At 53.9% G+C, this 13,113-nt stretch carries 12 protein-coding genes; 1 reads left to right on the top strand and 11 read right to left on the bottom strand.

Annotation, left to right across the window (positions count from 1 at the left end; all coding sequences use genetic code 11):
- Positions 1 to 161 precede the first annotated feature (161 nt).
- A complete protein-coding gene (locus LIO98_RS03765) occupies positions 162 to 1,379 on the bottom strand; it encodes a serpin family protein (protein WP_291953454.1) in 1,218 nt (405 codons plus the stop codon).
- 444 nt (positions 1,380 to 1,823) lie between these two features.
- Between LIO98_RS03765 and hisD the strand changes: the two genes are divergently transcribed.
- Positions 1,824 to 3,092, top strand: a complete 1,269-nt coding sequence (gene hisD, locus LIO98_RS03760; protein ID WP_291953453.1) for a histidinol dehydrogenase — start codon at positions 1,824 to 1,826, stop codon at positions 3,090 to 3,092.
- Positions 3,093 to 3,267: 175 nt separating this feature from the next.
- Here hisD and LIO98_RS03755 read toward each other — a convergent pair whose 3' ends face one another.
- From LIO98_RS03755 to LIO98_RS03710, 10 genes are all read right to left on the bottom strand, one after another.
- Positions 3,268 to 4,215, bottom strand: a complete 948-nt coding sequence (locus LIO98_RS03755) for an AEC family transporter (protein ID WP_291953452.1) — start codon at positions 4,213 to 4,215, stop codon at positions 3,268 to 3,270.
- A gap of 91 nt (positions 4,216 to 4,306) precedes the next feature.
- Positions 4,307 to 5,050 carry an SDR family NAD(P)-dependent oxidoreductase gene (locus LIO98_RS03750; RefSeq protein WP_291953451.1) on the bottom strand — a complete coding sequence of 248 codons (744 nt, stop codon included), beginning with the start codon at positions 5,048 to 5,050 and terminating at the stop codon, positions 4,307 to 4,309.
- A gap of 44 nt (positions 5,051 to 5,094) precedes the next feature.
- Positions 5,095 to 6,387 carry a TRAP transporter large permease gene (locus LIO98_RS03745; RefSeq protein WP_291953450.1) on the bottom strand — a complete coding sequence of 431 codons (1,293 nt, stop codon included), beginning with the start codon at positions 6,385 to 6,387 and terminating at the stop codon, positions 5,095 to 5,097.
- 4 nt (positions 6,388 to 6,391) lie between these two features.
- Positions 6,392 to 6,931, bottom strand: coding sequence for a TRAP transporter small permease (locus tag LIO98_RS03740; protein WP_291953449.1), 540 nt, complete (start codon positions 6,929 to 6,931; stop codon positions 6,392 to 6,394).
- 114 nt (positions 6,932 to 7,045) lie between these two features.
- Complete coding sequence (locus LIO98_RS03735; protein ID WP_291953448.1) at positions 7,046 to 8,101, bottom strand: TRAP transporter substrate-binding protein; 1,056 nt, start codon at positions 8,099 to 8,101, stop codon at positions 7,046 to 7,048.
- A 58-nt stretch (positions 8,102 to 8,159) separates the two neighbouring features.
- Positions 8,160 to 8,930, bottom strand: coding sequence for an SDR family NAD(P)-dependent oxidoreductase (locus LIO98_RS03730; protein WP_291953447.1), 771 nt, complete (start codon positions 8,928 to 8,930; stop codon positions 8,160 to 8,162).
- Positions 8,931 to 8,960: 30 nt separating this feature from the next.
- Positions 8,961 to 9,785, bottom strand: a complete 825-nt coding sequence (locus tag LIO98_RS03725; protein ID WP_291953446.1) for a sugar phosphate isomerase/epimerase — start codon at positions 9,783 to 9,785, stop codon at positions 8,961 to 8,963.
- 377 nt (positions 9,786 to 10,162) lie between these two features.
- Complete coding sequence (locus LIO98_RS03720) at positions 10,163 to 10,828, bottom strand: GntR family transcriptional regulator (RefSeq protein WP_291953445.1); 666 nt, start codon at positions 10,826 to 10,828, stop codon at positions 10,163 to 10,165.
- Positions 10,829 to 10,942: 114 nt separating this feature from the next.
- The gene (locus tag LIO98_RS03715) at positions 10,943 to 12,109 is read right to left on the bottom strand and encodes an MFS transporter (protein ID WP_291953444.1); all 1,167 of its coding nucleotides are present in this window, start codon (positions 12,107 to 12,109) and stop codon (positions 10,943 to 10,945) included.
- 87 nt (positions 12,110 to 12,196) lie between these two features.
- A complete protein-coding gene (locus LIO98_RS03710) occupies positions 12,197 to 13,024 on the bottom strand; it encodes a TIM barrel protein (protein ID WP_291953443.1) in 828 nt (275 codons plus the stop codon).
- Positions 13,025 to 13,113: the final 89 nt, after the last annotated feature.

The following is a 13,113-nucleotide window of genomic DNA, read 5'->3' as shown; positions in this document are numbered from 1 at the left end:
CGCCGCTTCTGTTGTCAACGATGAAGTAAAGGTATGGGCTGAGCGGATAAAAATTGGGAATAACAACCATAATATTGCGTTAATATTTTTTGTACGCATTCTGCCTTGCCTCCTTATATTTGTTATTATGTATTCTTTACTTACTATACTTCAAAGAACGGCTATTCTCCTACCCATTTCCCCATAAACATTATCGTATTTGTTCTGTTGTCGAGGATAAAAAAGAGAAACGGACGATCCGCGGTAAATTCAATCACGCGCCGTTTGCCAGGCGGAGGGAGTATTTTATTCATAATAATTACTGTGGTCGCCGCGGCTTCGCTTCCCTCTTCTGTCACCCCGGCAATGGCCTTATGTATTACCTTATCTATATACAGGCTGGGCATTCCCGTTATTCCCGAAAAATTCGCCGCACTGCTCAACGCCTTGTTCATGCCAATAGCGCGAAGACAGTACGCCATTTGGTAATTTTCTTTTATCATGAATCTGGGAAGGCAAAGACTTACGTTTGCTATGTCATAACAGGACAGTATTTTTGACAATAACGCTTCCCCTAACTCTTTTTCTATCTCTTTCATGTACCGTATTTCTTTAGGCAATATAGCAATCATGGCAAAAATGCCGTCTTTATATGGCATTGTCAGACTTTGAATTTTCTTGTCCTCGTAATATTTATAGTTTCCCCGTGTCTTCATCATTGGGTATTCGACAACCTCTTTTTCCGACTTGTGGAACGGCATGAGAGCAGTACGCTCCTTTCTAAACCCACGCTGCCATTCCGCCTTGAAGTATGCCGCGTTTCCCAGCGCCAATCGGCAGCCCTTCAGATCTCCAGGGACAACGATTTTCTTTATTTTTCCCTTAGTATTTCTATAGCACCAGAGGTTAATTACCTCCGCCGCACCATGTGTATCGCTGTAATCGATCTTCGTGGCCTTGCTGTCATAGTATTTTTTTAAGGTGCCGACGTATTCCTCTCTAATGTTTAGATGAATGTCAAGCCAAGCGGCGTTCGCCAATAAAAATTCTCCTGACTTTTTCGTGGTATTGTTTAAAACATCGAGATATGCGCGAAACTGTTTGCCGACGTTGTCATCATAATGCAAAACCCGCCGCATCTCCTCGCGGGTCTCGCCCGCCGCTCCCTCATAAGCCAAAGCAAGGGCCATTGAGATGCTGAGTGGCGAGAAAAAGATGCCGCCTTTTTCTTCCTTCGCGATCTCTCTATAGAGGTCAAAGGCAAAGGCGTTTACCAATTTGCTTAGCTCACGAGCGTGCAGGAGATTGTCATTGGACGCGCCGTCAGCGGCAAACGCCGCGCCTGCCGATAAAGCCGTCAAACAAAATATAAGGATAGCGGGACCAATGTTCTTTAACATCTTTTACACCCTTTCAATCAAAGCAAAAACGACACCCAACCACCTGAGCCATCCATGCATTTACACAGCATGAAGATGGATTTTTGAGGCAACTGCCTGTCGTTCACCCGCTGATGCCAATACGGGCCTTAGACCCTTTAGCTTTATGCCGCCGTCTTTGTCCGCTTATGAGCTGATAATACATACCCGCATGATGCCATTCAGGCTGACGATTTTATAATATAGTTTTTGTAAATCTTTCTGTTTATGTGAAAAATGTACCGGTTATTAGCTTCGATAATACTTTATTTTATTATGTCAGTCAATTGCTGCCATTAGCAAGAATCCGATTTTCCATATCGGCTTCATGACAAAAACAAAACCCCTTGATACGATTGGCAGGATATTTTGTGCTATAATAACATCTCTTTAATATGATAGCATACTGTTGATGGAGTGATATTAATGAGATTCTATAAAGAGGCAAAGGCAAAAGAGCTGTCACAGAACACGCGCATATTCGCGGCGGTGAAAGAGATCATCGAGCGTGTCGGCAAACATGGGGATATCGCCGTCGCCGATTATAACGTAAAATTCGGCGGCGCGCCCGCGGCCTCATTCCGTATGCCGCAAAGCGAGCTGGAACGCGCCTACGATGAGATATCGCCGGAGCTGCGCGGCGCGATCGAGCGCGCGGCGGCAAACATCAGAAAATTCGCGGAGCTGCAAAGGGATTCCCTCTGGCCACTCGGAGAGGTAGAGGTAGAGGAGGGCGTATTCCTCGGACACTCTGTGATTCCCGTAGATTCCTGCTGCTGCTACGTCCCAGGTGGCAACCATCCGCTCTTCTCGACGGCGCTCATGCTCGTCATCCCCGCGAAGGCGGCGGGAGTGCCGCGCGTCTGCGCCGCCGTGCCGCCGATGCGGGGAAGCGTCCTGCCCCATCCCGCGACGCTCGCCGCCCTTAAGGCCGCCGGCGCTGACGAGGTCTACGCGGTAGGCGGCGCGCAGGCGATCGCCGCCTTCGCCTGCGGTACGGAGACGATCTCCCCCGTGGCGATGATCGTCGGGCCGGGCAACAAATATGTGACTGAGGCTAAGCGCCAGGTCTACGGCAAGGTCGGGATAGACTTCATCGCCGGTCCAAGCGAGGTGCTCGTTATCGCAGACGACTGCGCCTCTCCAACTGTCGCCGCCGCCGACATCCTCGCGCAGTCGGAGCACGACTGCGACGCGGCGGGAATACTCGTCACCACATCGGAGAGGCTTGTGCGCGAGACGGAGGCCGAGGTGACGCGTCAGCTCGCAGATCTTGACACGGCGGAGACAGCCGCGAAGTCCTGGGAGGAGAACGGCAGAATAATCATCGCCGATTCCCTCGCGGAGGCGGCGGATATTGCCAACGAAATAGCGCCCGAACACCTTGAGATCAACGTAAAAGAGCCCTTCGAACTGATGGGGCTGCTTCGCAACTACGGCTCGCTCTTTATCGGAGAGGGCTCCGCCGAGGTATTCGGGGACTATGTGGCGGGCACGAACCACACGCTCCCGACCATGGGCGCGGCGCGCTATACCGGCGGCCTGTCGGTGATGAACTTCCTCAAGGTCTGCACCTTCCAGCACATCACCCCGCAGGGAGCCGCAAAGCTGGCCCCTGACGCTGAAACGATGGCGGCGGCGGAGGGGCTTACGGCCCACGCAAAGGCCGCGGCGGCGAGGATCAGGAAGATATAGGAGGCCGCCGCGCTGACGCACCTCTTGCCGCCTCATCTGCCATAGGCGGACACAGCGGCATTTTAAGAAAACAAAGATGCTCCGGCGGCGGCACAAGTTTCCAAATTGTGCCGCCGCCGGATTTTTGGGTTGTACCTCTTATGGCTTTAACCTATTTTTTCATTTCAAAATCGCTTTATATGCCCAGAAACGCGATCCACAGCGGGATCGTTACCGCGGAGAGGAGAGTCGTGAGGACGGTTATCTCCGCGGCGCGGCTGCCGTCCAGACCGATGCCCTTCGCGAGGACGAACAGGGTCACCGCCGTCGGCGTCGCCGTTACCAGTACGGCGACGTTTTTCAGCGCAGTGTCGACACCGGCGGCGTTGAGACAGCAATAGAGTATCGCCGGATGGATGAAGAGGCGCATCAGCACTTCGCGCCAGCAGGAGGCGAGAGCCTTCTTTGCACGGCTGACCTCTATCGAAGCGCCCAGAGTGAGCAGCGCCATGCCGGTCGCCGCGCTGCCCACCATTTGAAATGACTTATCCAGCGTCGAGGGCAGGGTTTTCATGCCGAAGGCCACCAGGAGTATCCCGCACGCCGGGGCCATCACCATCGGGTTTTTCAAAATGCCCTTTACCGCATTTTTCAGAAAACCCGGCATATCGCCGCGGCGGGCAAGTATCAGTTCGCTCGACAGAGGGGACAGAAGATTATAGAGCGGCATCGCGATGGCGATATAGAGCGCCAGCAGACCGATAGCCTGATTTCCGATCACCACCTGGACGGTCGGCAGCCCAACGTAGATTGTGTTGGGACGCATCGCCGCCGCGGTGGTAAGGGCGATCCGCCGCCTGTCCCTGACACGGAATATCCAGCGTTCCGCGGCATAGGCGACAAGCATCGCCAGAAGCGCCGAACCTGCCACGGCCCAGAAGAATGAGGCCTGCGTCCGCATATTTTCGTCTATCTGGAAGGCGTTGCGGAATAAAAGCGAGGGTGAAATTATCCAAAAGAGAAATTTTGAGAGGGTTGAAATATCGCTCTGGGTGATGAAGCCCCTCCTAAAGAGCAGATTTCCCGCCGTCAGAAGAAAGGCCAGCGGAAGGATCAGGATAAATCCCCTTATTAACGTATCCATCGATATGCTCCCCTCTATAAAGTCCGCAGGAGCCCCCTCATACGGCTGAGGACTCCTGTCGGAACAATTTTTACGCTATATGCCGCGGCTGTTAGATATAGGCTCCGCCGTTGACGTCGAGCACTTCGCCGGTCGTCCATCCCGCCTCGTCGCTGGCAAGATAGAGGATGGCGTAGGCGATCTCGTCCATTTCGCCGACACGGCCCAGGGGGATATTTTTTATCAGCCCATCGATCAGATGCTGCTCCATGCCAAAGAACATGCGCCCTTTGAGGGGACCGGGGGCGACGACGTTCGCAGTGATGTTCCACGGAGCAAGCTCTCTTGCGAGGGTCTGTGTCAGGCCGACTATCCCGGCCTTCGCGGCGGCGTAGTTGACGCCGACACCGGGACGTCCCGTGCGGCCGCCGATGGAAGATATATTGACTATACGGCCGTATTTTCTCTCTTTCATTCCGGGTGTCACCGCCTTGCAGGAGTTGAATATGCCCGTCAGGTTGATGTCTATGACGTCCTGCCACTCTTTTACGGTGAGCACGTCTATCGGTTTATGAATGAGGATCCCGGCGCAGTTTATCAGTATGTCTATGCGTCCGAACTCGTCCAGCGCCGACTTCACCGCCGCCTCTATCCCTTCATAGCTGCGGGCGTCGGCCACATATTTGCGCACCTTGTCCTCCATACCGGCGTAGGAGCCCTTTACCCTTTCAAAGACGCTCTCATCGTAGTCGACGAGAATAACGGTGGCGCCCTCCTCGATAAATTTTACCGCCGTGGCGGTAGCTATATCCGAGCCTCCGCCAATAAACACCGCAATTTTATCCTTCACTCTCATAAGCAGCACATCTCCTTAATTTATAAAACAATATGACCGGCCAGTTACATGCCAAGCAGCGTCAGGCTGAGTTTCGGCACATAGACGATCACCAGCAGCGCGAATGTGAAGGCGATGATAAAGGGGATCGCCGGCTTTGAGACCGCGATAGGCTTATCCTTTATCAGGCCGCTGGCGACGAAGAGGTCAAGGCCGAACGGCGGGGTGGAGAGGCCGATAGCCAGATTCGTCACCATGATGACGCCGAAATGTACGGGATTTACGCCAACCTGCGTGACCAGCGGCAGAAGTATCGGGGCCATTATCAGTATCGCCGGACCGGTATCCATCACCATACCAAGGAAGTAGAATATTATGACTATTACCAGCAGCACCTGCCACTGCGCCGTAAAATAGGTGAGGATGAAATTGGAGAACATCGCCGGAGCCTTGATGAGGGCCAGCATGCGTCCAAAGGCCGTGGCGAAGGCCAGCAGGAAGCAGAGCGGCGCGTATGTCCTGACCGCGCTGCCGAAATATCCCCAGAGTTCGCTGTACTTTATCGACTTATAGACAAAGAGCGCGATAAAGAGCGCGTAGAAGATCGATATGCAGGCGGCCTCAGTCGGCGTGACTATGCCCGTATAGATTCCTCCGAGAATTATTATCGGCGAAAGGAAGGCCCAGAAGCTCTCTTTGAAGAGCGGCCAGAATCCCTTTTCGTGAAGCTTGTTGTAGTTCGCCATGATCTTCTCTTTGTCTTCTCCGTAGATCGTACAGTAGACGATGGCATAGACCATGAGACAGACGCCGATGAAAAATCCCGGCAACACCCCGGCGAGGAACAGCGCTCCCGTAGATACGCCGGTAGCCAGCGAATAGAGCACGAAGGGAATGCTCGGCGGGATTATGACTCCCAGCCCTCCAGATACCGCCACCATCGCCGCGCAGAAACGCTTGTCATATCCGAGCGAGACAAGGAGCGGGATCGTCATTCCACCGACGGCCGCCGTCGTCGCGGGCCCGGAGCCGGAGATAGCTCCGTAGAAGAGACAGGTCATGATGACCGCTATCGGCATGCCGGCCCTTCTCTTGCCGACAAAATAGGCGAAGACGTTGAACAGTTTTTCGGATATGCCGCCCTCCGCCATGAGGACGCCGCCCAGGATGAACAGGGGAATCGCTATTATCGGCGTTGAGTCGGCGCCGCTGAAGGTATTCTGTATGAGCGTCTGGATGCTGCTCGCCCCCGGAGCCCCCGCGATCAGCGGTACAAGGGTGCTGACGATCATCGAGATGGCGATCGGCACGCTCATGGCGAGAAAGAACAGGAAGACAAAAAATACTATACCGGCCATAACGTTATATTCCCTCCTTCTTCATCGTTTCCTGCATCTCTTCCATCATCTTCAGGTGTTCGCTCTTTTTGCCGCGCATCGCCATGATGAGCTCGACGATGAGCTGTATCGTGCGTACCACACTCAGGAAAAATCCGATGCAGAGGGCGCTGTAGACCAGATACATCGGAATCCTCAGCGCGGGAGATACGCGCCCGCTCACCACCAGCGAACAGTAGACTATCAGCGAGTAATAGGTAAACACGGAATAGATGCCGAGGCTGAGGAACTGGATACATATTTCAAGCGCCTGTCTGACCTTTTCCGGAAGAAATTCGGCGAGGACGTCGACGCGGAGCATGTTTCTCATGTAGATCGTGTAACTCATACTGAAAAACACGGTCCATATCCACATATAGCGGCTGAGCTCCTCCGGCCATGTGAGCGGCATATTAAAGACATAGCGCATTATGACCTGCAGAAACATCGTGCATGAGATGCCTATCATGAGGACGATAAGGACGGTCTCTTCAAAATGTTTATCAAGCCAGCGGATAACTTTCATAGATAACGGTCACCTCTTATCTCTCTAAATGAGGGCCGCGGAAAAGATACATCCCCTATTTCCGCGGCCCCTGAAATGTCGATACGATGAGCTTTCGTAATTTACCCCGTAAGGCTATTTTTTCTTAGAGTTGGCGTTGAGTTCCTTGACCATCAGATCGACGACCTGGTTTCCGGCAATCTTGCGGATGCTGTCCCACTGCGGCTTGACGGAGGCGCGGAGCTGATCGAAGGTTTTGTTGTCATATTCAATCAGGGTCATGCCGCGTTTGAGGAGCTCTTTCTTGGAGTTTTCGGCAAGCTGCGGCATCGAGCCGCCGATCTCCGTCCGCGCCTTTTTCACCGCCAGCTCCAGGGCCCCGCGGTATTCCTTGGGAAGCGAATCGTAGAATTTCTTGTTCATGACTACGTGCATTATATAGAGGTTGTGATGCGTGGCGCAGAGGTACTTCTGCACTTCGTTGAAGTTATTAGAGAGGATTATGTCGTAGGGATTTTCTTGAGCCTCGACGAGCTTCTGCTGAAGCGAGAGATAGAGTTCGCCGATCGTTATCGGAGTGGGAGCGGTACCCATCGCCTTCCAGCCGACGACAAAGTTGTTGCTCGGCAGGGTCCTGATCTTCATGCCCTTGAAATCTGCGGGACCGTTGAGCTTTCTATTCGACGTCGTCTCACGGAATGTCGCGCCCTGCATGTAGCCGAGGAGCTGGAATCCCGCCTTGTTGTATCTTTCCTGGAGGAATTTGTTCACGGGGCCGGAATTAAGCGTCTTGTCGATCGTGTTCTTGTCATAGGTGGAGAACATGAAGAGCATGTCGAACACCGACACCTCGGGGATGAAATCCACCATTGAATAGACCTGCTCCGAGCTGATGCTGACGCTGCCGTCCTGGAGCTGCTGGGCCGTCTCCTGCGCCGTTCCAAGCTGCGCGGCGGGCATTACCTCGATCGTAAGCTTTCCGCCGGTCTCCGCCTCCGCGTATTTCTTGATGAGATCGGCCATCAGGGCATTGGCCTCAGTTTTGGGCGAGGTATGCGGATAGAGCAGCGTCATCGGCTTGAGGCTGGCATATTTTGCCGGGTCCGCCATCGCCGCTGAGAAAGAAGACAGGATCATCGCCGCCGCCATTGTCAAAACCATTGAAAGATAGAACATTTTTCCGCGTTTCATATTGTGTATCCTCCCGTTGTGATTGTATATTGATTTGGATAGGCGCCTCGCGCGGAGGTCACCTTATCAGCCATCCGCCGGTAATAAGCGTCGTCTCACCCGTGATGTACGAAGATTTGTCCGAGGCGTAAAAGACAAAAAAATCCGCCACCTCTTCGGGCGTTCCAAAGCGTTTGGCTGGTATGTCGTTCAGGTTGCGCCTGTTGTAATACTCGTTGTTCGCTCCGGACATCGCGGTGGCGATCCTTCCGGGGGCCGCGGCGTTGACCGTGATGTTATATTCCGCAAGCTCGTAGGCCATCGAGCACGTCAGCGAAACTATCCCCGCCTTCGAAGCCGAATAACAGGCCGAGGCCGGGCCGTGTTCGCTGCCCGTCAGACCGACTATCGAGGACATATTGATTATCTTCCCATACCGCTGCTCGATCATATAGCGGCTGACGAGACGGGAGACGTAAAATACGGAGTCCAGATTGACCGCCATCACCTCGCGCCAGGTGTCGATCTCCAGCTCATAAAAGGGTATTTTGAACCCCCCGGGCTTTTTCGGAGATATCCCCGCGACATTCGCGAGTATGTCTATCCTGCCAAGCAGCTCCGCGGAGCGCTTCACCGCCGACGCGACCTCTTCCGGCTTTGAGACGTCGCAGCGGATCGGATAGGCCTTTACGCCCAGGGCTTCCGCCTCCGCCGCGACGGCGGCGTTCTTTTCCTCATTGCGCCCGTATATCGCGACATCCGCGCCCTCTTTTGCGTAGGCGAGCGTGATGGCTCTCCCTATTCCCGCGTTGCCGCCGCTTATGACCGCCTTTTTTCCTTCAAGAATCATCCATTTCACCTCCCCTTTTTTGACAGATTTTTATTCTATTCCGTGCGCTTTGAAATATTCTTTCGCCGTCTCCAGCGTCCGGCGCGCGTGCTCCACAGCGCCTATCCGGGCCACCCTCTTAACGTGCGGCATCTCCACGCAGAGGACGACGTCGTCGTTGAGATTTTTCACAATACCGGCGATATCTATCGCGCCCTCGCCGACATAGAGACGCTCCGCCCGTCCTGTGTGAACGAGGCTCTCCTTATCAGTCGGGATCTCCCTGCCGGCGTCGCAGATATGAACGGTCTTAAAAAGCTCTTTGGGGGTATCTTTCAGCTCCGCCGGCGTTACGCGCGAGCGGTAGAAGTGCAGGGTATCGAGAAGTATGAGGGCGTTCTCCCTTTTGACCGCCGCGAGAAGCTCTCTGGCGCTCTTAAGGTCTTTGACCTCCGCCCAGGTGACGAACTCAAGATTCACGGACATGCCATACTTCGCCGCCAGATCGCACAGCTCGCCGAACTTTTCCGTATAAAAAGCCTTATCCGGCGTCCAGATGTTGGTTATCACATTTTTCACGCCGAGCTTCGCGGCCGCTTCAAGGTGCGGTTCGTATTTTTTTATCTCCGTCGTATTTTCGTCGATTTTCGCAAGCTCTATATCATTGATCCGCATCCCAGTGTCTTTGAGCGCCTGCTCTGTAAGTTTGAAAAGCTCGCTGCCGTTGGATATGTCGTGGTTTACCTCTCCCGGCAGCCCCTGGCTTATGGTGCGCAGGCTCACATAGTCATAGTCGAGCAGATGGGTATTATAGATCATCTCCGCGGGAGTCCATGGAAGCCAGGTAAGATGCGCGATCGAATATTTTCTCGCCATTACAGTTCCTCCTTAAAAAGCTTTCCGGTAAACTATTTCGCCGGTCTTGTTATCGTCATTTTAATTTTTGGTTCTAATAATAATACAAATTATTCCGCAAAACGGAATTAAAAATCAAATACTGGAATTTTAGTATAAGATAAAGGGTAGTTATTACGTTGTCAAGGCATTTTACTTTAAAATATATTTCAATTAATGAAAAAAACAATGCTCTGTTTTGTATTTTTCTAAGTGATTTGTTTTATAAAAAATACCAATATTTATTAAAAAAATTTTTATTTATATGATAAATGCTAAATATAAATACATAGGGCCGCGGAGAGGCAACTCTCCGCAGCCCTATGCAAAATATTGGCATTTTTAACTTATATCTCTAGTTATGCTTCATTATGATATATCTCAACTATAAGCCGGCAGTGCCTGCCGATACACTCAAGCGCCGTCTCAAGGTCGGCCCGCCAGAAGGATTCTATCAGTATCCTATGCTCCTCCATTATCTCGTCGGGAGGGCGGCGTTTACGCACAGACTGTACGACCAGACGCGTCATGTCGTCGCATATCTTTTCCCACAGCGGCCCCAGCTTTGTAACGCCGAGAAATTCAATGATCGCCGTGTGGAACTGCATATCCTTCTTCATAAATTCAACGGGGTTATCCTTCACACTCTCCATCTCGTCGGCGATGACCACGAGCTGCCCCGCCAGCACCTGAGGACGCTTTGTCGTGATTATCTTTCGCACAATGAAGGGTTCGATCATCTCGCGCAGCAAAAAAAGCTGATATTCGTCGTCGGAATTTACCTCGGAGACTACTATCCCCTTATGTTCGCGCCACAACACCCAGCCCTCCTGAGAGAGGCGCTTGAGCGCGTCGCGTATAGGCGTGCGGCTGACTCCCATCTCCGCGGCGAGAGCCCTGTCCATGAGAGAGTTACCGGGGGCAAGCTCGCCGTTGATTATCTTCTTTTTTATCGCCTCATAGACATAGTTTGAAAGACTCTCGGACTTCTTTTTGGCAACGTCCGCCTCATCCGGCCTGTACAAATAATCCGCCCCCTCCGTGTTCCAATTTTCGATCAAAGCTGTATCCCTTTAAAACCGGCTGCTTTCAATACAGGTGTAAGCGTTGTATTAAATATTATACAATACCGCCCCTCTTTACGCAGCCTTAAAAGAACTCACCTTCGTTATCAGCCTGAAGGCCCAGCCCTGGAGAAGTACGATCAGGAAAAAACCGGAGAAGAAACCCATAGTGGTATAGCCCCCCGTTGGGGCCTTGAAGAGGTCGAGGCAGACCCCTGTGCCCCACTGGAAGACGATCACCATAAGGTAGAGGAACATGTTTATCACGCCGACGGTGCCGCCGTTCTGGTTCAGCGGCACAAGGGCGCGCACCGCGTTACCCATAAAGACATAGCCGCAGCCGTTGAAAAAGCCGATCATAAATCCCGCCGCCCCGAAAAGCAGCGGAGAATTTGAAAAGAGGGAAAGCAAGAGCCAAAAGACCCAGCTCGCCTGCGTCAGCAGGCAGACGGTGAAGAAACTCCGTTTTTCATCGCGGCACCGCTTGACGAGCCAGCCGCCGAAGGCGGGACCGGCGACCATCCCAAAGCTTATCCAGGTCGCGCAGAGGTAGGCGGTATCCCGCGCCATCCCCGCGGAGCTCTGGAGCCAGGCGACCGCCCACAGTCCCTGCAATGCGGCACTAGCGGCGGCGGAGATGCCCCAGGTGTACATCACCACGCGCAGGGGGAATTTTCGCCAAATATTTTTTAGGACCGCCCAAAGCTCGCGAAAGACCGCCGCCGGATTTACGGCGCCCTCGCCGGGGCGCGGCTGCGGCTGCGGGTCGAGCCTGCGGAAATAGAGCAGCGAGGCGCCGAGCGCCGAGGCAAAGAGGCCGAGCAGGCAAAAGACGCCGCGCGAGCCGATCAGCTCCATCGCGAAGCCCAGCGGCGCGACGGCGATGATCGTCCCCGAATGGCCGACGACCATCGAAAGGCCGACATAACCGCCGTAGTCTTTCTGCGGAAAGCTCACGGCGCAGTATGTGAGTATCCCGGTAAAGGCGCTTGAGAGGCCGAGGCCGCAGAGGGCGCGCCCAAGCCCGACGGCGAAGGCCGTGCCGGAAAACATCATTATAAAGGAGCCGCAGGCGGCGATGAGCAGCGCCGCGCCGCAGCAGCGAAAGGCCCCGCGCCGGTCGATGAGCATGCCCCATAGACCGAAGCTGAGGCCGTAAGTGTAAAAGAAGAGGCTGGAGAGAAAGCCGATCGTCGAGGCGGAGAGCCCCAGCGATTCGCCGAGCGGAGGAAGCACCACCACCCTGATATCCGCATCAGGTTGCTCAGCATAAAGCCAAGCAGCAGTACGACAAAAAAGAGGCGCTTCATCCGCGCGGACCCACAGCGCCTATTCGGCGCCGTTATTCTTCAGATATTCCTTCGCGGTGACGAGGCAGCGGCGCGCGTGCTCCGTGTAGCCGTACTTCTCGACGCGCGCAAGGTGCGGCAGTTCGATGGAAAGCACCGTGTCGGGACGCATCGCCTTCACCATATCGGCGATGTTTATCGCGCCCTCGCCGACATAATAGCGGGCGTCGCGTCCGGTGTAGATGAGCGCCTCCTTGTCGTCGCGCGCTGGGATCTCCGCGGGGCCGTCGCAGATGTGGGCCATGTCGAAGAGCTCCTTCGGGCAGGCGGCGAGTTCGGCGACGGAGACCTTTGAACGCCAGGTGTGGAGCGTATCCACCATCAGGCGCGCGTTCGGGCGCTTCACCGTGTTGAGCAGCTCAAGCGCGCCGTCGAGATTCCATACACTGGCCCAGGTGACGAATTCGAGATTCACCTTCAGCCCGTACTGCGCCGCGAGATCGCAGAGCGCCGCGAACTGTTCCGTATAATAGTCCTTGTTGCCGGTCCAGACGCTGCTGATGACGCCTTTCGCGCCAAGCGAGGCGCCGGATTCAAAGGCCTGCTCGTAGCTCTTCACGTCGACGCCGTCAACAACGCGCGCGAGCTCGATGTCGTGTATCGCGATCCCCGTCTCATCGACAGCCTCTTTGAGCGCCTTGTAACGCTCGCCGCCGATGGGGATGCTGAAATCCCGCTCGCCCTTGACGCCCATGTTGATGTTGCGGATGCTGATATAATCGTAGCCGATGAGGGCGGCATTGTAGGCCATCTCCACGGGGGACCAGCCGAGAACGGTAAGATGCGCTAATGAATACTTATGTGCCATAATTTTTTCCTCCTACAATATTTATATTTCGTATAACGGAAAACATTACCATTTATTAGGAACAGCTACACAATAATTATTCTTAGGAC

Origin of the sequence: Cloacibacillus sp. (assembly GCF_020860125.1) — a bacterium.
In the GTDB taxonomy this organism is placed as follows: domain Bacteria; phylum Synergistota; class Synergistia; order Synergistales; family Synergistaceae; genus Cloacibacillus.
The sequence above is the reverse complement of the archived record's forward strand: the minus strand, read 5'-3'. Positions and strand labels throughout refer to the sequence as shown.